Genomic DNA, 21263 nt, shown 5'->3' with positions numbered 1-21263 from the left:
AGTCGGAGACGCGGCCCAAGTTGGTGTTCGCTGGCGACATCTGGCGGATTCCCCCTCTTCCGGGCGGTTCGTTCGCAAACGATACGCAAGCCGATTGCGAATTTCCCACCTCCATCCCGCCGGGACTGCGGCCCTTTCCAGGACCTGTCCTGCTGTAATGGCGTTCGACTTGACGCTCGATCGCTGGCACTATTAGAACACGTTCTAGTGGGCGCGGGCCCCCCTTTTATCACCTCGAATCAAGGACGCGGAGGACGCACGTGGTAGCGACCGTCACCGACGAACAGTTCGCGGCGCGTGCGTTGGTGCGCGATTGGGCGCGCGACGCGTCGTCGGGGCCCAACGGGACCAAGGCGATCCGCGAAGTCGAGCAGGGCGACGCCGACGCCTGGCGGCCGGTGTTCGCGGGCCTGGCCGAGCTGGGGCTGTTCGGCGTGGCGGTTGCCGAGGACTCCGGTGGGGCCGGCGGCAGCATCGAGGACCTGTGCGCGATGGTCGAGGAAGCGGCCAAGGTGCTGGTCCCCGGGCCGGTCGCGACCACGGCGCTGGCCACGCTCGTCGTCTCCGAGGCCGGTGCCGACCCCGAAACGCTGGCCGCGCTGGCCTCCGGTGAACGCTTCGCCGGCGTGGCCCTCGAGGGCAGCGTGGAGTTCGACGGCGAGACGGCCTCGGGCTCAGTCGATTTGGTGCTGGGTGCCGCCGACGGCGGCCTGCTGCTGTTGCCCGCCGACGGGACGTGGGTGCTGGTGGACACCGAGGGCGACGGCGTGCGGGTGGGACCGTTGCGGGCCACTGACTTCTCCCGGCCGCTGGGGCGGGTGGTGCTGACGTCGGCGCCGGCCACCGCGATCGACATGTCGCGGGAGCGGGTCGCCGAACTTGCCGCGACCGTGCTGGCGGCCGAGGCGGCCGGGGTGACCCGCTGGTCCCTGGACACCGCGGTCGCCTATGCGAAGGTGCGCGAGCAATTCGGCAAGCCGATCGGCAGCTTCCAGGCCGTCAAGCACCTGTGCGCCGAGATGCTCTGCCGCGCCGAACAGGCGGAGGTGGTCGCGGCCGACGCCGCCCGCGCCGCGGCGGATTCCGACCCGGCTCAGTTCTCGATCGCCGCGGCGCTGGCCGCGAGCACCGGCATCGCCGCGGCGAAGGCGAACGTCAAGGATTGCATTCAGGTGCTCGGCGGCATCGGCTGCACCTGGGAGCACGACGCGCATCTCCACCTGCGCCGGGCGCACGGCATCGGCCGCTTCCTCGGCGGCGCCGAGCGCTGGTTGCGCCGCATCACCGAGCTGACCCAGTCGGGCGTGCGGCGCCGCCTGGGTATCGACCTCACCGAGGTCGAGGGCGTGCGGCCGGAGATCGCCGCGGCCGTCGCCGAGATCGCCGCCCTGCCCGAGGACCAACGCCAGGCGGCCCTGGCCGATGCGGGGCTGCAGGCGCCGCACTGGCCACCGCCGTACGGGCGCGCCGCGTCACCGGCCGAGCAGCTGCTGATCGATCAGGAGCTGGCGGCGGCCGGTGTGGTGCGGCCGGACCTGGTGATCGGTTGGTGGGCGGCGCCGACCATCCTGGAGCACGGCACGCCGGAGCAGATCGAGCGCTTCGTGCCGGCCACTCTGCGCGGCGAATTCCTTTGGTGCCAACTGTTTTCCGAGCCGGGGGCCGGATCCGACCTGGCGTCGCTGCGCACCAAGGCGGTGCGGACCGACGGCGGCTGGCAGTTGACGGGGCAGAAGGTGTGGACGTCCGCGGCGCACAAGGCGCGGTGGGGCGTGTGCCTGGCGCGCACCGATCCGGACGCCCCCAAACACAAGGGCATCACCTACTTCCTGGTGGACATGAAGTCGCCGGGCATCGAGATCCGCCCGCTGCGCGAGATCACCGGCGACTCGCTGTTCAACGAGGTGTTCCTGGACAACGTGTTCGTGCCCGACGCGATGGTGGTCGGCACGGTGAACGATGGCTGGCGGCTGGCCCGCACCACGCTGGCCAACGAGCGGATCGCGATGGCCACCGGCACCGCGCTGGGCAACCCGATGGAGGAGCTGCTCAAGGTGCTGGCGGAGATCGACCTCGACGTGTCCCTGCAAGACCGGCTGGGCAGGCTGATCGTCGCCGCCCAAACCGGCGCTTTGCTGGACCAGCGCATCGCCCAGCTCGCGGTGGGCGGCCAGGACCCCGGCGCGCAGTCCAGCGTGCGCAAGCTGATCGGCGTGCGCTACCGGCAGGCGCTGGCCGAATTCGCGATGGACGTCTCCGAGGGCGGCGGCCTGGTCCACAACCAGGCGGTCTTCGACTTCCTCAACACCCGCTGCCTGACGATCGCCGGGGGTACGGAGCAGATCCTGCTCACGGTGGCCGCCGAGCGCCTGCTGGGCCTGCCGCGCTAGGCGGCCCCCTCCCGTTCGCCGAGCCTGTAATCTTGGCGGCCCCTACTCGCACTTTGCCTGCAGGCTTACAGGCTCGGCGAACTGTCGGACGTCGATGTCACCATGCGGGCATGCGGGTGGTGTTTATCGGCGGTGAAGCGATCGCAAGCGCGGAAGTGACGCGGCACGAAGTGCGTCGGTGGTACGAGCCGATCTTCCCGGGCGTGTATGCCGCACGGGGTCAACAACTTTCGCTGCGGGCCAGGACCGAAGGCGCATGGTTGTGGTCGCGCCGCCGGGCGATCGTGGCGGGTGTCGCGGCTTCCGCGTTGCATGGCGCCCGTTGGGTCGACGCCGACATCCCCATCGAGTTGATCTGGTCGAGCACGCGGCCGCCGAGGGGGATCATTGCGCGTGAGCAGCTGCTGGCGGGCGATGAAGCCACCCGCGTCGCGGGATTGCCGGTCACCACTCCCGTGCGGACGGCGTACGACTTGGCCCGGCATCTGCCGCGCGGGCAAGCCATCGCGCGGCTCGACGCGCTGATGAGGGCGACGCCGTTTTCGACGAAGGATGTGCTGCTGCTCGCCGATAAATACCCCGGTGCCCGTGGGGTACGGAAGCTGCGCTCGGTATTGCGCCTTGTCGACGGCGGTGCCGCCTCGCCGAAGGAAACCTGGTTGCGGCTATTGCTCATCGACGCCGGGTTGCCTGCCCCGACCACCCAAATACCGGTGGTCGACGGCTACCGCGCCCTGGCCATGCTCGACATGGGCTGGCGCGAGTTCGGCGTGGCCGTCGAGTACGACGGCGACCAGCACCGCAGCGATCGGCGTCAGTACGTAAAGGACCAGTGGCGACTACGAAGGCTCGCGGAAATGGGCTGGATTGTGATTCGCGTGATCGCCGAGGACAAGCCCGACGATGTCATCGAGCGCGTCAGGCGGGCGCTGCTCGCGAGAGGTTGGCGACCCGATTCGTCGAGCCTGTAATCCCGCAGGCCCTTACTCGCACTTTGGCTGCAGATTTACAGGCTCGGCGAGACCACAGCTACGAGAACGTCGTCTGCGCGCAGGTGCTGGGCGAGGTGATGTTGACCCCGCTGTAGACCACCTGGATGTGGGTGCAGGTGATCACGTTGATGTCGGTCTTGGGCTGTCCGGTCTGCCAGTCGGTGGAGTCGATGCGCCCGGTCGTCTGGTATTTGTCCGGCGGCCCCTCACCGAAGTAGACGGTGGTGATCTCGTCGTTGCCCATCGACTTGTGCACCCGCTCGTACTGGCCGTTGGCATGCGCGTCCAGGTAGGCCAGCCGGTTCGACGACCGGATCTCGGTGGTCTGGCGGGCCCACAGGTCGTGCGGGAAGCCCGTCACGCCGTCGGGTGTGCGCATGTCGGCGCCTGCGGTGAAGTTGCAGAAGCCGCCGGACTTGAAGCATTCGAGGGTCATGTGCGTCTCGAGCTGGTTGGGGCCGTCCAGCGGGAACAGGGTGGTGGCGGTGTTGCTGGCGCCAAAGGAGATCGGCGCGGGCAGGAACACCAGCATGGACCCGACGACCGCAAATCCCGTCACCAGCCGCATCATCGCGCTCCCCTTCCCGGTTCGCTGACCCTACTCGTCGTAGGTCACTTCTACCGAATCAGATTCCGGGTGAGATTGACAGGCCAAGATCAGGCCCTCGTCGAGATCCTGCTGCTCCAGCACGTCGTTGACCTCCATGCTCACCTTGCCGCCGCGCAGCGTGCAGGCGCATGCGCCGCAGTGGCCCTCCCGGCAGGAGAACGGCGCGTCCAGGCCCTTGGCGAGCAACACGTCGAGCAGCTTGGCGTTGCGCGGCCAGGACACGGTGTGGGTCTCGCCGTCCAGCTCGACGATGGCGGTGGCCGGCGGCTCGTCACCCCCGCTGTCCTCGATCTTGACCGCCGCGAACGGATCGGACTCCAGCGACTTGAACACCTCGATATGCACTTGGGGCGCAGGCACTTTCAGCGTTTCCAGCGCCTCGCGCGACGCATCCATGAAGGGGCCGGGCCCGCAGATGTAGACGGGACGGTCGGTGTAGGGGGCGGCCAGTTTCGCCAGCGCCGTCGCGCTGGGCAACCCCTGCAGCGATTCCAGCCAGTGCAGCACCGTGAGCCGGTCGGGGTACTTGGCGGACAGCTCGCGCAGCGCGTCGCCGAAGATCACCGAGCGGTCGTCGCGGTTGGCGTAGAGCAGCGTCACCTGCCCGCCGCCCTCGGACAGCGCCGACTTGCAGATCGACATGATCGGGGTGATCCCGCTGCCGGCGGCCATCAACAGGAAGTCGCCGTCCAGCGTCTTGGGCACGAAGTTGCCCGACGGCGCCAGCACATGGATCCGCATGCCCTTGTGCGCGTGGTCGCACAGCCAGTTCGACGCGTATCCGTCCACGGTCCGTTTTACCGTGACCGTGAGGGCATCATCTGTGAACGGCGAGCTGCACAACGAGTAGCACCGCGCCACCGATCCGGTGCGATCGCTGGGCACCCGCAACGTGAGGAACTGGCCCGGCGCGTACCGCAGCCGCTCCGGCGGGATGCCGGGTTCGCCGGCGGCATCCGGCACCGCGAACACCAACGATCGCGCGTCGTCGGTTTCGGCGACGACCTCGGCGATCTGCAGTTCGAGGACGTGGTCGCCGAGTGGCTCGTCGGGAATCGCTTCCGTCAAAGACCCGCCCTTCCTTTCGTGGCAACTAGAACATGTTACAGAAAACCCGATTGGTACCGCTACCAGCCGCAGGAATACCCTGCTCGACACAAATCGGAACGTGTTCTAGTCTTCTGTGTAAATCCGCTGCGCAGTTCCGGCCCAGGAGGCAAACGTAAGTGACTTCCATTCAACAGCGTGATGCCCAGTCGATCCTGGCTGGCATCGATGATCTGCTTCCGCAGATTCGGGAGCGCGCTCAGGCGACGGAGGATTTGCGCCGGCTGCCCGACGAGACCGTTCAGGCGCTCGAGGACGTCGGCTTCTTCACCCTGCTGCAGCCCGAGCAGTGGGGCGGCCTGCAGTGCGACCCCACGCTGTTCTACGAGGCCGTCCGCCGCCTGGCCAGCGCCTGCGGCTCGACCGGCTGGGTGAGCTCGATCGTCGGGGTGCACAACTGGCACCTGGCGCTGTTCGACCAGCGGGCCCAGGAAGAGGTGTGGGGCGAGGACCCCAATACGCGGGTCTCGTCGTCGTATGCCCCGATGGGCGCGGGCGTCGTGACCGACGGCGGCTACCTGGTCAACGGCTCGTGGAACTGGTCGTCGGGCTGTGACCACGCCACGTGGACGTTCGTCGGCGGCCCGGTCATCAAGGATGGCCGCCCCGTGGACTTCGGCAGCTTCCTGATCCCGCGCTCGGAGTACCGCATCGACGACGTGTGGCATGTGGTCGGCCTGCGCGGCACCGGCAGCAACACGCTGGTGGTCAAGGACGTCTTCGTGCCCCGGCACCGATTCCTGTCCTACAAGGCCATGAACGACGGCACCGCCGGGGGATATCAGACCAACACCGCCCCGGTCTACAAAATGCCTTGGGGCACAATGCATCCCACCACCATCTCGGCCCCGATCGTGGGCATGGCCTACGGCGCGTACGACGCGCACGTCGAGCACCAGGGCAAGCGGGTGCGCGCGGCGTTCGCCGGCGAGAAGGCCAAGGACGACCCGTTCGCCAAGGTCCGCATCGCCGAGGCGGCCAGCGACATCGACGCGGCATGGCGGCAGCTGATCGGCAATGTCGGCGACGAGTACGCGTTGCTTGCGGCGGGCAAGGAGATCCCGTTCGCGTTGCGCGCCCGCGCCCGCCGCGACCAGGTGCGCGCCACCGGCCGCTCGATCGCCGCGATCGACCGGCTGTTCGAGGCCTCCGGTGCCACCGCGCTGGCCAATGACCAGCCGGTGCAACGCTTCTGGCGCGACGCGCACGCCGGACGGGTGCACGCCGCCAACGACCCCGAGCGCGCGTACGTGATCTTCGGGAACCATGAGTTCGGGCTGCCGCCCGGCGACACGATGGTATGACGGCTACCGAAGAGCTCACTTTCGAGTCCACGTCGCGCTTCGCCGAGGTCGACGTCGACGGCCCGCTGAGGCTGCACTACCACGAGGCGGGGGTCGGCAACGACCAAACGGTGGTGCTGCTGCACGGCGGCGGCCCCGGCGCGGCGAGCTGGACGAACTTCTCGCGCAACATTCCGGTGCTGGCGCAGCGGTTCCACGTGCTCGCCGTCGATCAGCCCGGCTACGGCCACTCCGACAAGCGCGCGGAGCACGGGCAGTTCAACCGGTACGCCGCCAGGGCGCTCAAGGGCCTCTTCGACCAGCTGGCCCTGGGACGCGTTCCGCTGGTGGGCAACTCACTGGGCGGGGGAACGGCGGTGCGGTTCGCACTCGACTACCCGGATCTGGCCGGGCGACTGGTGCTGATGGGCCCCGGCGGGCTCAGCGTCAACCTGTTTTCGCCCGACCCGACCGAGGGCGTGAAGCGCCTGGGCAAGTTCTCCGTCGAACCCACCCGCGAGAACCTCGAGGCGTTCCTGCGCGTGATGGTCTACGACCAGAAGCTGATCACCCCGGAGCTGGTCGACGAGCGTTTCGCCCTGGCCAGCACGCCGGAATCGCTGACGGCGACCCGGGCGATGGGAATGTCGTTTTCCGGGGCCGACTTCGAGCTCGGCATGATGTGGCGCGAGGTGTATCGGCTGCGTCAGCCGGTGCTGCTGATCTGGGGGCGCGAGGACCGGGTCAACCCGCTGGACGGCGCGCTGGTCGCGCTGAAGACCATTCCCCGTGCGCAACTGCATGTCTTCGGGCAATGTGGGCATTGGGCGCAGGTGGAGAAGTTCGACGAGTTCAACAGGCTCACCATCGATTTCCTGGGAGGTGCGTGATGAGTATCCGGTCCCTGGGCTACCTGCGCATCGAGGCCACCGACATGGCGGCCTGGCGCGACTACGGGCTGAAGGTCCTCGGCATGGTCGAGGGCAAAGGCGCGGCGCAAGGCGCGCCAGAAGGAACACTGTATCTGCGGATGGACGATTTCCCGGCCCGGCTGGTGATCGTGCCCGGCGAGCAGGACCGGCTCGCCGAGGCCGGTTGGGAATGCGCGAATGCCGAAGGGCTGCAAGAGATCCGCAACCGGCTCGATGTGGAGGGCACCCCCTACAAGGAGGCCACCGCCGCCGACCTGGCGGAGCGGCGGGTGGACGAGATGATCCAGTTCTCCGACCCCTCCGGCAACCCGCTGGCCGTCTTCCACGGCGCCGCGCTGGAGCACCGCCGCGTCGTCAGCCCGTACGGCCACAAGTTCGTCACCGGCGAACAGGGCCTGGGCCACGTCGTGCTGACCACCCGCGACGACGCCGAGGCCCTGCACTTCTACCGGGACGTGCTCGGGTTCAAGCTGCGTGACTCGATGCGGATGCCGCCGCAGGTGGTCGGCCGGCCCGCCGACGGCGCGCCGGCCTGGCTGCGCTTCTTCGGCTGCAACCCGCGCCACCACAGCCTGGCCTTCCTGCCGTTGCCGACGCCGAGCGGGATCGTGCACCTGATGGTCGAAGTCGAGCAGGCCGACGACGTGGGCCTCTGTCTGGACCGGGCGTTGCGCCGCAAGGTGCCCATGTCGGCGACGCTGGGCCGCCACGTCAACGACCTGATGCTGTCGTTCTACATGAAGACACCGGGCGGGTTCGATGTCGAATTCGGTTGCGAGGGCAGGAAAGTCGACGATCACGATTGGATCGCCCGGGAAAGCACCGCGGTGAGCCTGTGGGGCCACGACTTCACCGTGGGCATGCGCGGGTAGCCATGTCGGCGCCGATCGATCCGCGGGCCTTCCGGCAGGTGCTGGGTCAGTTCTGCACCGGGATCACCATCATCACCACCATGCACGACGACGTGCCGGTCGGCTTCGCGTGCCAGTCGTTCGCGGCGCTGTCGCTGGACCCGCCGCTGGTGCTGTTCTGCCCGACGAAGGTGTCGCGGTCCTGGAAGGCCATCGAGGCGACCGGGCGGTTCTGTGTCAACGTGCTGACCGAAAAGCAGAAGGACGTCTCCGCGCGGTTCGGCTCGAAGGAGCCGGACAAGTTCGCCGGCATCGACTGGCACCCTTCCGAACTCGGTTCGCCGATCATCGACGGCTCGCTGGCCTACATCGACTGCACCGTCGCATCGGTGCACGACGGCGGCGATCACTTCGTGGTTTTCGGCGCCGTGCAGTCGCTGTCGGAGGCGCCCAAGATCAAGCCGCGGCCGCTGCTGTTCTACCGCGGCGACTACACCGGGATCGAACCGGACAAGACCACGCCGGCCCAGTGGCGCGACGACCTGGAGGCGTTCCTCACCACCACCACCCAGGACACCTGGCTCTGACGTATGGCGCTTAGCGGGGCTCCCGGTGGCCCGCTGAGGGGGCGGGCCACCGGGTGGGGACCCGTCTCCACGAGGTGCCCGTATTTGACATATATCAAACAAGCGCACAAAACGCGTGCGCTTTGGAGGATTTTCGACGCCGGGACGCTTGCGCACTGATTCGATAGGTGTTTATATAGATGGATGTCGAATCAAGCGCGCCTGGAATGTTGCCCGGCGCTGGGGGCGGCCGCCCTGGGCGAGCCGCAGGCCGTCGAGCTGGCGGCGATGTTCAAGGCCCTGGGCGATCCGGTGCGGCTGCGGCTGTTGAGCCTGATCGCCAGCCACCCCGGCGGGCAGGCATGCGTGTGCGAGATCTCGTCGACGTTCGACCTGTCCCAGCCGACGATCTCCCACCACCTCAAATTGCTGCGCTCCGCCGGCCTGCTGGACTGCGAGCGGCGGGGCACCTGGGTCTACTACTGGGTGATTCCCCAAGCGCTGCAGCAGCTTTCGTCGGTGCTTCACGGTGAGGAGCGTCTGGTTGAGACAGCCCAAGGCTGCGGCCAATGATCCAGCTGCGGGCTTCGGCCGGGGCCCCGCACGGGGTGGGCGCCCGGTTGTCGACACTGGACCGGCTGCTTCCGGTGTGGATCGGGGTGGCGATGGTCGCCGGTCTGCTACTGGGCCGTCTCGTTCCCGGCCTCGGATCGGCGTTGAGTGCGGTTGGCGTGGACGGTGTCTCGTTGCCGATCGCGGTGGGTCTGCTGGTGATGATGTACCCGGTGCTCGCCAAGGTCCGTTATGACCGTCTGGGGGATGTCACCGCCGACCGCAAGCTCATGGTGTCCTCCCTGGTGCTGAATTGGCTGGTCGGTCCGGCGGTGATGTTCGCATTGGCCTGGCTGTTCCTCGCGGATCTGCCGGAGTACCGCACCGGGCTGATCATCGTCGGGTTGGCCCGCTGCATCGCCATGGTCATCATCTGGAACGACCTGGCGTGCGGGGACCGCGAAGCCGCGGCTGTCCTGGTCGCCCTGAATTCGATATTTCAGGTCGCTTGCTTCGCCATCCTGGGCTGGTTCTACCTCTCGGTGTTGCCCGGCTGGCTGGGTCTGCCTCAGACCGGCGTCGACGTCCACCCATGGCAGATCGCAAAATCGGTGCTCGTCTTCCTCGGCATTCCATTGCTGGCCGGATATCTGTCGCGCCGGTTCGGCGAGCGGGCCAAAGGCCGTGACTGGTATGAGACCCGCTTCCTGCCACGCGTCGGTCCATGGGCGCTCTACGGACTGTTGTTCACCATCGTCATCCTGTTCGCGCTGCAAGGCCACCAGATCGCCGCTCGGCCATGGGATGTCACGCGCATCGCGATCCCGCTGCTGGGGTACTTCGCGATCATGTGGGCCGGCGGGTACGCGCTCGGCGTCTCGTTGCGATTGGGCTATGCCCGCACGGCCACCCTGGCGTTCACCGCCGCGGGCAACAACTTCGAACTCGCAATCGCGGTGGCGATTGCCACCTACGGCGCCACCTCCGGGCAAGCCCTGGCCGGCGTCGTGGGACCCCTCATCGAGGTTCCCGTCCTCGTCGCGCTGGTCTACGTCTCGCTGGCCCTTCGCCCACGCCTGTTCCCCGGAACCGCCGAACTCTCATGGAGCCCCTCGTGACCGCCGGCAAGCCCCGTGTGCTGTTCGTGTGCGTCCATAACGCCGGCCGCTCCCAGATGGCAGCCGCCCTGCTGACGCATCTGGCGGGCGACCGCATCGAAGTCCGTTCCGCCGGAACCGAACCCGCCGAGCGGATCAACCCTGCGGCCGTCTCGGCGATGGCCGAACTGGGCATCGACATCACCGCCGCCAGACCCCGGGTTCTCACCGGCGACGCGGTGCGATCCAGCGACGTCGTGATCACCATGGGCTGTGGTGGCACCTGCCCTAACTTCGCGGGGGTTTCCTATCGCGACTGGAACCTCGACGACCCCGCCGGCCGGCCGCTCGACTCGGTGCGCGCCATCCGCGACGAGATCGCCGACCGCGTCCGGGCCCTCGTCACCGAACTGACTCCCTAGCGCACCCAAGGAAAGGAATCACCATGTCACGTATCCAGTTGGCCCTCAACGTCGACGACCTCGACGAGGCGATCACGTTCTACTCCAAGCTGTTCGACACCGCGCCGGCGAAGGTGAAGCCCGGGTACGCCAACTTCGCGGTGCCGGAACCCCCGCTCAAGCTGGTGCTGATAGAAAACCCCGGCCACGGCGGAACCCTTAACCACCTCGGCGTCGAAGTCGCCACGAGCGACGCCGTGCACCAGGAGATCGCCCGGCTCGGCGACGAAGGCTTGTTCACCGAGGAACAGCTGAACACCACCTGCTGCTTCGCCGCCCAGGACAAGGTCTGGGTAACCGCGCCGGGCGGTGAACGCTGGGAGGTCTACACGGTCCTCGCAGACTCCGACACCTTCGGCTCGGGCGCCGACCAGCCCGGCGAAACCTGTTGTACGGCCTAGGCGCGCGACCCGCCGTCGCCGCAAATCGAGTGTGAACACGGGGCTTTCACGGTGAACCCACGGCGGGATTTCGGCCGATTTTTCCGCCCACGATTCCCGCCCAAAGCCAAGGATTCACAGTCGAACCCGCAACGCACCCGAGCGCCTACATGAAGTCCAGCGCCTCCACCGTCGCGATGGGGCCCTCGTGGGTGGGACGGTTGGCGCCGCCGATGCAGTACACGGTGTTGCCGACCGTCGCCACCACCTCGGCGTGACGCGCCGTCGGCATCGGGGGCAGCGTGCTCCACTTCCCGTCGGCGATGTCGTACATCTCGGCCACGTTCAGCACCCGCGTCGGCTCCTCGCCGCCGACGGCCACGATGCGCCCGTCGATGTAGGTGGCGCCGTAGCTTCCCCGCGGCGTCGGCATGCCGACCAGCTTGGTCCATGTCCCCGCTCCGGGGTCGAACCGTTCGAGCGCCGCCGAGTTCTTGTCCGCCGAAAGGAACCTGCCGCCGAGCGTGTACACGTAGGTGCCGTCGGACACGGCCGCCAGGTGTTCGCGCGGCGTCGGCATGTCGGCGGCGTCCTTCCACGAACTGCCGTCGAAGACCTCGGTCTGCGGGACGAGCTGCTTGGCGTTCTGCCCGCCGACGGCCACGAGCTTGTCACCCACGACCGCGGCGGCCGGCGCCGCCCGGGCGTGCGTGAGGCTGGGCAGCTCCACCCAGCTGCCGCCGCGCAGGGCGAACACCTTGTTGGACGCGTCCGCGAGGTTCTCTTTCGCGCCCCCGAGCACTACCACCTCGCCGCGATAGGTCGCCGCCGCCGCGTGGTGCAGCGGGATCGGCAGTGGCGGCCCGGGTTCCCAGGCGCCGCTGCGCGGGTCGTAGCTCTCGACGGTCTGCAGCGCGACGCCGTTGCGCAGGCCGCCCACGATCCAGATCTTGTCGCCCTGCACGGCCCACGCCATCATCAGCCTGGGGGTGGGTGCGTCCGGCAGCGACCGCCACTGCGAAACCGGCTGGACCTTGCGCGCGGGCAGCTTCAGCACCTCCGCCGACGCGGTCAGCTGGCCATCCCCGACGGCGGTGGACCCGCCGATCGCGTATACGGCCTTCTCCACCGCGGCGACGGCCATGCCGTGGCGCGCGGTCGTCATGTCCGGCAGCCCCGCCCACGCCTTGGTCATCAGGTCGAACACCGAAACGGTCTTGAGGACCTGCCCCGACGACACGCCCCCGACCGCCACCAGGCGTCCGTCGGCGATGGCCACGCCGAGGTCGCTGCGCGCTTCGGGAAGCGCCGGCAGCGACGTCCAGGTCTTCGCGGCCGGGTCGTACGCCTCGACGGTCGCCAGGTCCGAGCCGCCGTTGCTGCCGCCGACCGCGTAGACCAGCTTTCCGTCGGATGCCGCGGCCAGCATCTGCCGCGGGGTCGGCAGCGGCGCGCCCAGGCTCCACGAGTTGCCGTCGAAGACCTCGGTCGTGTTCAGCAGCGCGCCGCCCGCGTCGACACCGCCGGTGACGACGAGGTGATCACCCACCACGGCCGCCGCGGCCGCCGCCCTCGGCTGCAGCATGTGCGGCATCTCCACCCAGCGACTGTTGATCACCCGCCAAACCTGGTCCGACGCAACGTTTTTGCCGCCCACCGTCTTGAAACCACCCAGCACGACGGGATTTCCCTGCCAGTTGACCGCCGCCGCGCGCTGAACCGGGACCGGCAGATCGTCGCCGCCCTTCCAGCTGTCGATGACGGGGTCATAGCCCTCCTGCATCGCGCTGAGGGCGCCGTCGGCGCGGATTCCGCCGAAGATCCAGATCGTCCCGTCGACCTGGGTGGTCGCCGCGGCGTCGCGCGAAACGCGCGCGTTCGTGATCGGTTTCCACACCACCGGCGCCTGGGTGGTCGGTTGGCTCGCGGTGCCGCCGCTATTGCCTTTGTCGCTCGGAAGCGCGAAGAAGATCCCGGCGATCACCAGCAGCGCCACCAGCGCGGCGGCACCGACGACCAGCGCAATGCGATTGCGCTTCTTTCCCGGCTCCCCGAACCAGGCTGCGGCCCGCGCGGTCAGCGGAGGTTTCCCACCGGGAGCGCCCGGCGGCTTCGGCCGCCCGGGACCGCCCGGCGGGCCGATCGGGCTGCCGTTTCCGGGCGGCGCGATGCCGCCGCCGCGCAACCTGATCGCCGCTTCGGAGAACTCGTCGCGGCCGGCGGGCGCGGGCCGACTCGGCGTCTTGGTGGTGGCCGGGGCGCTCTCCGCCACCGGCGGGTTCGGAATGGTCGACGTGGTCCGTTCGGGCGGCGGCATCGCCGCGGTGTGCTCGCCGGGCGGGACGGACGGGGTCGCACCGGGGCCCGCGGGCACGCCCACCGCGCGCGCCGGATCGACGCCGGCGTTGGTGATCGCCATCGAATCGGGTTTCAGGCCGTTGAGCCGCTGCGCCGCCTGCAACTCGCGGCCGAACTCCGCCGCCGACGCCGGCCGCTCCGCCGGATCGATCGCCATCGCATGCTCGATCGCCGAGCACACCGCGTCCGGGATCCCGTCCGGACGCATGTCCGGGACCCGCGTCGTGCTGATCCGCAGATACTGCGCGATGAGGTCCTCGCCGCTGCGGCGTTCATGCGCGGCGTTGCCGGCGATGAGCGCATAGATCGTCGCACCGAGGGAGTACAGGTCGGAAGCGACCGTCGCCGGATTGCCGGTCATCACCTCCGGCGCGGTGTAGTCGATTGTGCCGGAGAAGAACCCGGTCGCCGTTTCGTACCCGCCCTCGATGTGGGCGATGCCGAAATCGCTCAGTTGCGGCTCGCCGTAGTCGTTGATGAGCACGTTGGCGGGTTTGATGTCGCGGTGCAAAGTGCCGCTCTTGTGCGCGGTTTCCAGCGCGCCGCACAACTTGACACCGATCCGCAATGCCTCGGGCCACGGGATCGCGCCTTCGCGGCGCAGCCGGACCGCCAGCGAATCCTCGGCGTGGTAGGGCATCACGATGTACGGCCGCCCGCTCTCGGTCACGCCGACGCGCAGGATGTTGACGATGTTCGGATGCCCCGAGAGCCCGCCCATCGCGTAGCCCTCGCGCAGGAAGCGCTCCCTGCTGTCCTGGTCGAAATGCGACGGCAACACCTTGACCGCGACGTTTCGACCCAGCGCCGTCTCGTAGCAGCAATAGACCACCCCGGCGCCGCCCCTGGCCACCTGGCGCGCGTCTTCGAATCCGGCGGCGGCCAACTCCGTCGCGAGCCCGCTCGGTGCCGGCGCCGGACCGTCGGGGGTGGGTCCTTCAGCCATTTCTGAGCCGCCCATTCTGCTGACGATTTAATTCGCGAGGTCAAGAGTATCGCTCGCAATCTCCTGTGGAAAAGATTCGGTGAGGATCGTTATCTGGCCCTTTGCCAGAATGGCTGCATGGGGCTGGATCTGAACGGATATTTCGATCGCATCGGCTATCGCGGCGCTGCCGAGCCCAACCTCGATGTGCTCCAGGGTCTGGTGACCGCTCACACGCAAGCCATCCCCTTCGAGAACCTCGACCCGCTGATGGGGGTGCCGGTCTATGACCTGAGCCCGGAGGCCCTCGCCGACAAGCTGGTTCGCCGGCGCCGGGGTGGCTACTGCTACGAGCAGAACGGGCTGATGGGCTATGTGCTGACCGAAATCGGCTTTCGGGTGCGGCGATTGGCCGGGCGGGTGGTCTGGATGCTGCCGCCCGACGCGCCGGTGGGAGCACAGACGCACACGCTCCTGGCGGTGACGTTCCCCGGCTGCGGGGGGCCGTATCTCGTCGACGTGGGTTTCGGCGGCCAGACGCCGACGTCGCCCATCCGCCTCGAGACGGGCGGCGTCCAGCAGACCACGCACGAACCGTGCCGATTGCAGGACCGCCGCGACGGGCTGGTCCTGCAGGCTCAGGTCCGCGGCGAGTGGCGGCCGCTCTACGAGTTCACCACGCGGACCCGGCCGATCATCGACCTGGAGGTGGGCAGCTGGTACGTCTCGACCCACCCGTCGTCGCACTTCGTGACGGGCCTGATGGTCGCGCGGGTCACCGGCGAGGCCCGGATTAACCTGGCCGGGCGCGACCTGACCATTCACCGCGCCGACGGGAGCGAGAAGATCCGCCTCGAGGACGCCGCGGCGGTCGTCGACGCGCTGCGCGACCGGTTCGGCATCGATCTCGACGGCCTCGGCGAGCCCGGCGCGCTCGAGGCGCGCCTCGACAAGGTCCTCGCCGCTTAGGTCGGGCCCCGCCGCGGCAGCCACGGGCCGATCCGCCGCAGCGCCTCCTCGATGTCGCCGGTCGGCCCGGCGAACGACAACCGGACGAACGAATTCCCGCGGGCCGTGTCGAAGTCGATGCCCGGCGCGATGGCAACACCGGTGTCCGCCAGCAACTTCGAGCAGAACGCAAGCGAGTCGTCGGTGAAGTCGGAGACGTCGGCGTACACGTAGAACGCGCCGTCGGTCGGCGCCAACCGGTCGATCCCGATGCGGCGCAACCCGTCCAGCAGCAGCGAGCGGTTGACCGTGTAGTGCTGCAGATGGCCGTCGGCCTCGACGATCGCCTCCGGGGTGAACGCCGCGACCGCCGCGATCTGCGACAGCACGGGCGGGCAGATGGTGAAGTTGCCGGTCAGGCAGTCAACCGCGCGGCGCAGCTCCGGCGGCACCAGCAGCCAGCCCAGCCGCCAGCCCGTCATCGCGAAATACTTCGAAAAGCTGTTGACCACCACCGCGTTTCGCGAAGTCTGCCAGGCGCAGCTGGTCTGCGGTGCTCCCAGGTAGACCAGACCGTGGTACACCTCGTCGCTGATCAGCCGCACCCCCGAGGCATCGCACCACGACGCGATCGCCGACAGCTCGGCCGGTGGGATGACCGTCCCGGTGGGGTTGGCCGGGCTGGCGACGACCACGCCCCGCACCGGTGGGTCGAGTGCGGCCAGCATTTGCGCCGTCGGCTGGAACCGGGTGTCCGGCCCGCACGGAAGTTCCACCACCTCACATCCCAACGCCGACAAGATGTTTCGGTAGCACGGGTAGCCGGGACTGGCCAGCGCCACCCGATCGCCCACGTCGAAGCACGCCAGGAAGGCGAGCAGGAACCCGCCCGAGGAACCCGTGGTGATCACCACGGCATCGGAGTCGACGTAGATCCCGTGCTGGCGCTGGTAATCCGCCGCGATGGCGTCGCGCAGCTCGGGGATGCCCAGCGCCACGGTGTAGCCCAGCTCGTTGAGATGCAGCGCGCTGGCCGCGGCGGCCCGCACCGGCTCGGGGGCTCCGGCGCTGGGCTGGCCCGCCGACAGGTTCACCAGATCGCCGTGGCTGCGCTGGCGCTCCGCGGCGGCCAGCCAGACATCCATCACATAGAACGGCGGGATGCCGGCACGCAGCGCGACGGGAAGGCTCACGACGTTTTGAGCACCTCGGATTCCAGGCGGCCCAACACCTCTCGGGGCGTGCCGAGCAGCTGCGCGCTGCCGTGTGCGCGTTTGAAATACAAGTGCATCTCGTGTTCCCAGGTGATCGCGATGCCGCCGTGCAGCTGAATGCCCTCGGCGGCCACCTTGGTGAGCGTCTCGGTCGCGGCCAGGCGCGCGGTGGCGGCGTTGGTGGGCGTGGGGTCGGCGCACGCGTCGGCGACAACGGCCTTGGCCGCGGCGACCGCGACGTACAGATCCGCCATCCGATGCTTGAGCGCCTGGAAGCTGCCGATGGGGCGGCCGAATTGCACTCTGCTCTTGGTGTATTCGACGGTCAGCTCCAGGCAGCGTTCGGCGGCCCCGATCTGCTCGGCGGCCAGCAGGATGGCCGCGGAGTCGGCGAGGCCGGGGTCGGGGCCCAACGCGGTGGTCTCTTCGGGCCGCACCCGGGCCAGCCGGCGGGTGGGGTCCATGGTCGCGACGGGTTGCGCGCCGAATCGGGTCCACCGGCTCAGCTCGCCGCCGTCGGCGGCGACGACGACGTCGGCGATGTCGCCGTTGACCACGTAGTCGGCATCGAGCACCAGCGCGCCGATCGAGCTACCCTCGGCCAGCTCCGAAAGCGTTTCGGCATCGGGCTCGGGCGCGGCCAGTAGCGCCAGCTCGGCCAGCGTGGTCCCCAGCAGCGGGGAGGGCACCAGGGCGCGGCCCAGCTCCTGCAAAACTGTTGCGGCGTCGGCTAATTCGCCGCCGGCGCCGCCCAGCGTCTCGGGTACCACCAGCGCGGCGGCGCCCACCTGCTCGCACAGCAGCCGCCACAGCGACTCGTCGTAGCCGCGTTCGGATTCGATCGCCGAACGCACGGCCGCCGGGTCCGCGTGCTTGGCGACCAATGCGGCGACGGTCTCCCGCAGCAGCTCTCGCTCTTGGTTTACGGTCATAGCGCCTCCAGAACCCGCCACCGGTGGTGCTCGGGCGTGCCCCAGGCCGAGCGTAGTGCCTGCACCCGCAGCAGCCACAGGGACAGGTCATGCTCCTGGGTGAACCCGATCGCGCCGTGCGTCTGCAACGAGGCGCGCGCCGCCAGCAGGCCGGCCTCGGATGCCGCCGCCTTGGCCGCGCTGACGTCGCGCGGCTGCAGCGACAGCGCCGCGCCGTAGACCAGCGGGCGGGCCAGCTCGATCGCGATGTGCACATCGGCCAGCTTGTGTTTGATCGCCTGATACGAGCCGATCACCCGGCCGAACTGGGTCCGTTGTTTGGCGTAGTCGACGGCATCGTTGAGCAGCGCCTCCGCGGCGCCGACCAGCTGCGCCGCGGTCGCCAGCGCGCCGAACTCGTAGGCGCGCTTGATGTCTGCCCGCCAGGACCGGCCCGTCGCCGTCACGTCGTACAGGCGGCGGCTGGGGTCGACGGAACGGTGGCACTCGCCCGTCGCGGCTTCGCTGACGCCGTCAGCCCCGTCCAAGGTGGCCAGCAGCACCAGTCCGGCGGTATCGGCGTCGACCGCGCGCGGGACTTGCGGTGGCAGTGCGACGGTGGCGATCAGCTCACCGGACGCCAGCCCGGCGCAGCGCTCAGCCTGATCGTCAGAGGCGAGCAAAACCGGTGCGACAGCGATGGATTCGGCCACCGGTCCGGGCACGCACCAGCGCCCGAGGCGCTCCAGCGCGACCACCAGGTCCACCGGGTCGGCGCCGATGCCGTCGAATTTCTCCGGCACGGCCAGCGCGGTGACGCCCAGGTTGGCCAGCTGCTCCCACACCTTGCGGCCGGGTGCGGTATCCCCGGCGGCCCACGCCCGCACCGCGCCCGGCAGGTCCGCCGCGCCCAGCGCGGCGTCGATGCTGGCCGCGAAGTCGCGTTGCTGTTCGTCTAGTGCGAAGTCCATTACCGCTTCTCCCGGGGCAAACCCAGCAAACGTTCGGAGATGATGTTGCGCTGAATCTCGTTGGTACCGGCGTAGATCGGGCCGCCGAGCGCGAACAGCAGGCCCTCGGTCCACGGCCCCGCGAGCTCGCCGTCGGCGGCGAGGATGTCCAGTGCGGTCTGATGGATCGCGACGTCGAGGTCGGACCAGAACACCTTGGTCACCGACGATTCGGCGCCCAGCTCGCCGCCGGCGGCCAGCCGGGTCACCGTGCCGAACGTCTGCAGCCGGTAGGCCTGCGCCTTGATCCAGGCGTCGGCGACCCGATCGGCGAATTCGGCGGCCGACCCGTTGTCCTTCCACAGCCGCACCAGCCGCTCGGCGGCGGCCAGGAAGCGGGCCGGGCTGCGCAGCGACATGCCGCGCTCGTTGCTCGACGTGCTCATGGCCGCGCGCCAGCCGTCGTTCGGGGTACCGATGACGTCCTCGTCGGGCACGAAGACGTCGTCGAGGAAAATCTCACCGAAACCGGTGTCGCCGCTGAGCTGGACGATGGGCCGCACCGTGACGCCCTTGGCCTTCAGGTCGAACATGAAGTACGTCAGCCCGTTGTGGCGCTCCGCCGCGGGATCGGACCGGAACAGCCCGAAGCCCATCTCGGCGAACGGCGCCCGCGAGCTCCAGATCTTCTGACCGTTCAGCAGCCAGCCGCCTTCGGTCTTGGTGGCGGTGGAACGCAGCGACGCCAGGTCGCTCCCGGATTCGGGCTCCGACCAGGCCTGCGCCCAGATCTGTTCGCCGCTGGCCATTTTGGGCAGTATCCGGTCGCGCTGCTCCTCGGTGCCGTGCGCGAACAGCGTCGGGGCCAGCATCGAGGTGCCGTTGGCGCTGGCGCGGCCCGGCGCCCCGGCGTGGAAGTACTCCTCCTCGAACACCACCCAGTGCAGCAGCGGCGCGTCGCGCCCACCGTACTTCTTGGGCCAGGTGATCACCGACAGGCCGGCGTCGAACAGTACCCGGTCCCAACGCCGGTGCTGTTCAAAGCCTTCCGCGTTGTCGTAGGACTTCGTCGGGATCGCCGCGGCGCTTGCCGAGAGGAATTCGCGCACCTCGGCCCGGAAGGCCAATGTCTCTTCGTCTAGTTGCAGGTCCATTACGCCATTTCTCGCAGTTGTGGCTTGACCACCTTGCCGCCCGCATTGCGCGGCAACGCGTCGACGAACCGCACCGACCGTGGGGCCTTGAAGTTCGCCAGATGTTCACGGGTATAAGCGATTACCGATTGCTCGTCGAGGTGGTGCCCGGGCCGGGTGACCACGAACGCCCGGCCCACCTCGCCCAGCCGCTCGTCGGGAACCCCGATCACCGCGGCGTCGGCCACGCCCTCCATCCGGGCCAGCACCTGCTCGACCTCGGCGGGGTAGACGTTGAATCCGCCGCAGATGTACATGTCCTTGAGCCGGTCGGTGATGCGCAGGTTGCCGGCCTTGTCCACGGTGCCGATGTCACCGGTGTGCAGCCACCCGTCGGCGTCGATGGCCGCGGCGGTGGCCTCCGGGTCGTCGAGGTAGCCCAGCATAACGTTGGGCCCACGCAACAGGACTTCGCCAGTGTCATCGATGCGCAACTCGAAGTCCGCGAACGGGCGGCCGCAGGTGGTGGCGACGGTCACCGCGTCGTCGTCGGGGCGGCACATGGTGCCCATGCCGTTGGCCTCGGTCAGGCCGTAGGCGGTCAGCACGATGTCGATGTCAAGCTCGGACTGCATGCGCTCCACCAGCACGACCGGCACCGTGGCCGCACCGGTCACCGCGAACCGCAGCGAGCTCAGGTCGTAATCGCGGCGCGCCGGGTGATCGAGCAGGGTTTGGTAAATCGTTGGGGGCCCGGGCAATACGGTGATGCGGTGCTGCTCGATCGCTTGCAGCGCGCGCAGCGGATCGAACGTCAGGTGCGGGATCAGCGTCGCGCCGGTCTGCAGGCAGGCCAGGATGCCGGCCTTGTACCCGAAGTTGTGGAAGAACGGGTTGATGCACAGGTAGCGGTCGTCGCTGGTGATCTTGCCGTTGCCGGCCCACGACGCCGAGGCCGACAGCGATTGCCGGTGCGCGCACAGCACGCCCTTGCTGCGCCCGGTGGTGCCGGAGGTGAACAGGATGTCGCTGACTTCGTCGGGGGTGACGGCGGCGGCGCGCTCCGCGACGGCCGCTTCGGCGCCGGCGCCCCCGGCGATGAACTCGTCCCACGTCCCTTGAACAGGATCGTCGGCCTCGATCGGTATCCGCACGACATGCCGCAGCGCGGGCAGGGCTTGAGAGCCCAAGCGGTCCAGGTCGGCGACGCGATCGTTGCCGAGGAACCGGCCCATCCCGAACAGCACCGGCGCCCGGGTGCGGGCCAGGATGTCGGCGGCTTCCGACGCGGTGTAGCGCGTGTTCAGCGGCACCATCGCGGCGCCGGCGTGGTGAATCGCCAGGCAGGCGACCACCCAGTGCCAGGTGTTCGGCGACCAGATGGCCACCCGGTCGCCGGCTTGGACGCCGAGCGCGATCAGCGCGGCGGCCGCCCGGTGCACCTCGTCGCGCAGCTCGGCCGCGGCAAACGAGCGGTCGTCGGTGACCAGCGCGGGGTGGTCGGGGAGCTGGCGCGCGAAACGATCCAGCGCCGCGGGCACGGTGCGGGGATCGTTCGACATTGATGCTCCTGGGCTAACAAAGCAAGTGCTTGGTAGGTTAG

Annotated in this window: 17 protein-coding genes and 1 pseudogene; 10 read left to right on the top strand and 8 right to left on the bottom strand. The window is 69.0% G+C overall.

Going from position 1 to position 21263, the window contains the following annotated elements; all coding sequences use genetic code 11:
* Positions 1-260: 260 nt before the first annotated feature.
* Together AC5Y6X_RS04615 and AC5Y6X_RS04610 are read left to right on the top strand one after the other, a co-directional pair.
* A complete protein-coding gene (locus AC5Y6X_RS04615) occupies positions 261-2390 on the top strand; it encodes an acyl-CoA dehydrogenase family protein (protein WP_499984876.1) in 2130 nt (709 codons plus the stop codon).
* Between the two features lie 110 nt (positions 2391-2500).
* On the top strand, positions 2501-3361 hold the full coding sequence (locus AC5Y6X_RS04610) for a type IV toxin-antitoxin system AbiEi family antitoxin (RefSeq protein WP_499984874.1): 861 nt from the start codon (positions 2501-2503) through the stop codon (positions 3359-3361).
* A gap of 58 nt (positions 3362-3419) precedes the next feature.
* On the opposite strand, the gene AC5Y6X_RS04605 is transcribed toward AC5Y6X_RS04610, so the two are convergent.
* Both AC5Y6X_RS04605 and AC5Y6X_RS04600 read right to left on the bottom strand, forming a co-directional pair.
* Positions 3420-3953, bottom strand: coding sequence for a hypothetical protein (locus AC5Y6X_RS04605; protein ID WP_499984872.1), 534 nt, complete (start codon positions 3951-3953; stop codon positions 3420-3422).
* A 27-nt stretch (positions 3954-3980) separates the two neighbouring features.
* Complete coding sequence (locus tag AC5Y6X_RS04600; protein WP_499984870.1) at positions 3981-5060, bottom strand: 2Fe-2S iron-sulfur cluster-binding protein; 1080 nt, start codon at positions 5058-5060, stop codon at positions 3981-3983.
* A 158-nt stretch (positions 5061-5218) separates the two neighbouring features.
* Between AC5Y6X_RS04600 and hsaA the strand changes: the two genes are divergently transcribed.
* The 7 genes and pseudogenes from hsaA (at position 5219) to AC5Y6X_RS04565 (ending at position 11242) form a co-directional block, all read left to right on the top strand.
* On the top strand, positions 5219-6403 hold the full coding sequence (hsaA, locus tag AC5Y6X_RS04595; RefSeq protein ID WP_499984868.1) for a 3-hydroxy-9,10-secoandrosta-1,3,5(10)-triene-9,17-dione monooxygenase oxygenase subunit: 1185 nt from the start codon (positions 5219-5221) through the stop codon (positions 6401-6403).
* Positions 6400-7272 carry a 4,5:9,10-diseco-3-hydroxy-5,9,17-trioxoandrosta-1(10),2-diene-4-oate hydrolase gene (hsaD, locus tag AC5Y6X_RS04590; RefSeq protein ID WP_499984867.1) on the top strand — a complete coding sequence of 291 codons (873 nt, stop codon included), beginning with the start codon at positions 6400-6402 and terminating at the stop codon, positions 7270-7272. The genes hsaA and hsaD overlap by 4 nt, the downstream gene beginning before the upstream one ends.
* Entirely contained in the window at positions 7272-8186 is a 915-nt protein-coding gene (gene hsaC, locus AC5Y6X_RS04585) for an iron-dependent extradiol dioxygenase HsaC (protein ID WP_324679302.1), read from the top strand. Before hsaD ends, hsaC begins: the two co-directional genes overlap by 1 nt.
* 2 nt (positions 8187-8188) lie before the next feature.
* Positions 8189-8752, top strand: coding sequence for a 3-hydroxy-9,10-secoandrosta-1,3,5(10)-triene-9,17-dione monooxygenase reductase subunit (gene hsaB, locus AC5Y6X_RS04580; protein WP_324679300.1), 564 nt, complete (start codon positions 8189-8191; stop codon positions 8750-8752).
* Positions 8753-8935: 183 nt separating this feature from the next.
* Positions 8936-9304: an ArsR/SmtB family transcription factor gene (locus AC5Y6X_RS04575; protein ID WP_499984866.1), complete on the top strand. Its 369-nt coding sequence runs from the start codon at positions 8936-8938 to the stop codon at positions 9302-9304.
* Positions 9301-10802, top strand: a pseudogene (arsB, locus tag AC5Y6X_RS04570) (ACR3 family arsenite efflux transporter). Before AC5Y6X_RS04575 ends, arsB begins: the two are co-directional and overlap by 4 nt.
* Before the next feature lie 23 nt (positions 10803-10825).
* Positions 10826-11242 (top strand): ArsI/CadI family heavy metal resistance metalloenzyme, encoded by a 417-nt coding sequence (locus AC5Y6X_RS04565; protein ID WP_499984864.1) that lies wholly within the window; start codon positions 10826-10828, stop codon positions 11240-11242.
* Between the two features lie 145 nt (positions 11243-11387).
* Here the strand turns inward: AC5Y6X_RS04565 and AC5Y6X_RS04560 are convergent, their stop codons facing one another.
* On the bottom strand, positions 11388-14525 hold the full coding sequence (locus AC5Y6X_RS04560) for a Kelch repeat-containing protein (protein WP_499984862.1): 3138 nt from the start codon (positions 14523-14525) through the stop codon (positions 11388-11390).
* Between the two features lie 117 nt (positions 14526-14642).
* Here AC5Y6X_RS04560 and AC5Y6X_RS04555 point away from each other — a divergent pair, with 117 nt between their 5' ends.
* Complete coding sequence (locus AC5Y6X_RS04555) at positions 14643-15473, top strand: arylamine N-acetyltransferase family protein (RefSeq protein ID WP_499984861.1); 831 nt, start codon at positions 14643-14645, stop codon at positions 15471-15473.
* Here the strand turns inward: AC5Y6X_RS04555 and AC5Y6X_RS04550 are convergent.
* The 5 genes from AC5Y6X_RS04550 to fadD3 are packed head-to-tail and all read right to left on the bottom strand — an operon-like array spanning position 15470 to position 21222.
* Entirely contained in the window at positions 15470-16597 is a 1128-nt protein-coding gene (locus tag AC5Y6X_RS04550; RefSeq protein ID WP_499985243.1) for a pyridoxal phosphate-dependent aminotransferase, read from the bottom strand. The genes AC5Y6X_RS04555 and AC5Y6X_RS04550 overlap by 4 nt on opposite strands.
* A 44-nt stretch (positions 16598-16641) precedes the next feature.
* The gene (gene ipdE2 / locus AC5Y6X_RS04545) at positions 16642-17598 is read right to left on the bottom strand and encodes an acyl-CoA dehydrogenase IpdE2 (RefSeq protein ID WP_499984859.1); all 957 of its coding nucleotides are present in this window, start codon (positions 17596-17598) and stop codon (positions 16642-16644) included.
* Positions 17595-18548: an acyl-CoA dehydrogenase family protein gene (locus AC5Y6X_RS04540; RefSeq protein ID WP_499984857.1), complete on the bottom strand. Its 954-nt coding sequence runs from the start codon at positions 18546-18548 to the stop codon at positions 17595-17597. Before AC5Y6X_RS04540 ends, ipdE2 begins: the two co-directional genes overlap by 4 nt.
* Positions 18548-19681, bottom strand: a complete 1134-nt coding sequence (locus AC5Y6X_RS04535; RefSeq protein ID WP_499984856.1) for an acyl-CoA dehydrogenase family protein — start codon at positions 19679-19681, stop codon at positions 18548-18550. Before AC5Y6X_RS04535 ends, AC5Y6X_RS04540 begins: the two co-directional genes overlap by 1 nt.
* Positions 19681-21222 (bottom strand): 3-((3aS,4S,7aS)-7a-methyl-1,5-dioxo-octahydro-1H-inden-4-yl)propanoate--CoA ligase FadD3, encoded by a 1542-nt coding sequence (gene fadD3, locus AC5Y6X_RS04530; protein WP_499984854.1) that lies wholly within the window; start codon positions 21220-21222, stop codon positions 19681-19683. Before fadD3 ends, AC5Y6X_RS04535 begins: the two co-directional genes overlap by 1 nt.
* Positions 21223-21263: the final 41 nt, after the last annotated feature.

Source organism: Mycobacterium sp. NGS26, assembly GCF_059813025.1.
The sequence above is the reverse complement of the archived record's forward strand: the minus strand, read 5'-3'. Positions and strand labels throughout refer to the sequence as shown.

What these genes read in the sequence shown, in the direction of transcription:
- hsaD (WP_499984867.1), top strand. Translation starts at nt 6,400, where the DNA reads ATGACGGCTACCGAAGAGCTCACTTTCGAGTCCACGTCGCGCTTCGCC.
- AC5Y6X_RS04550 (WP_499985243.1), bottom strand. Translation starts at nt 16,597, where the DNA reads ATGGATGTCTGGCTGGCCGCCGCGGAGCGCCAGCGCAGCCACGGCGAT.
- AC5Y6X_RS04565 (WP_499984864.1), top strand. Translation starts at nt 10,826, where the DNA reads ATGTCACGTATCCAGTTGGCCCTCAACGTCGACGACCTCGACGAGGCG.
- ipdE2 (WP_499984859.1), bottom strand. Translation starts at nt 17,598, where the DNA reads ATGACCGTAAACCAAGAGCGAGAGCTGCTGCGGGAGACCGTCGCCGCA.
- hsaC (WP_324679302.1), top strand. Translation starts at nt 7,272, where the DNA reads ATGAGTATCCGGTCCCTGGGCTACCTGCGCATCGAGGCCACCGACATG.
- AC5Y6X_RS04575 (WP_499984866.1), top strand. Translation starts at nt 8,936, where the DNA reads ATGTCGAATCAAGCGCGCCTGGAATGTTGCCCGGCGCTGGGGGCGGCC.
- AC5Y6X_RS04560 (WP_499984862.1), bottom strand. Translation starts at nt 14,525, where the DNA reads ATGGCTGAAGGACCCACCCCCGACGGTCCGGCGCCGGCACCGAGCGGG.
- AC5Y6X_RS04610 (WP_499984874.1), top strand. Translation starts at nt 2,501, where the DNA reads ATGCGGGTGGTGTTTATCGGCGGTGAAGCGATCGCAAGCGCGGAAGTG.
- AC5Y6X_RS04540 (WP_499984857.1), bottom strand. Translation starts at nt 18,548, where the DNA reads ATGGACTTCGCACTAGACGAACAGCAACGCGACTTCGCGGCCAGCATC.
- AC5Y6X_RS04605 (WP_499984872.1), bottom strand. Translation starts at nt 3,953, where the DNA reads ATGATGCGGCTGGTGACGGGATTTGCGGTCGTCGGGTCCATGCTGGTG.
- hsaB (WP_324679300.1), top strand. Translation starts at nt 8,189, where the DNA reads ATGTCGGCGCCGATCGATCCGCGGGCCTTCCGGCAGGTGCTGGGTCAG.
- fadD3 (WP_499984854.1), bottom strand. Translation starts at nt 21,222, where the DNA reads ATGTCGAACGATCCCCGCACCGTGCCCGCGGCGCTGGATCGTTTCGCG.
- AC5Y6X_RS04535 (WP_499984856.1), bottom strand. Translation starts at nt 19,681, where the DNA reads ATGGACCTGCAACTAGACGAAGAGACATTGGCCTTCCGGGCCGAGGTG.
- AC5Y6X_RS04555 (WP_499984861.1), top strand. Translation starts at nt 14,643, where the DNA reads ATGGGGCTGGATCTGAACGGATATTTCGATCGCATCGGCTATCGCGGC.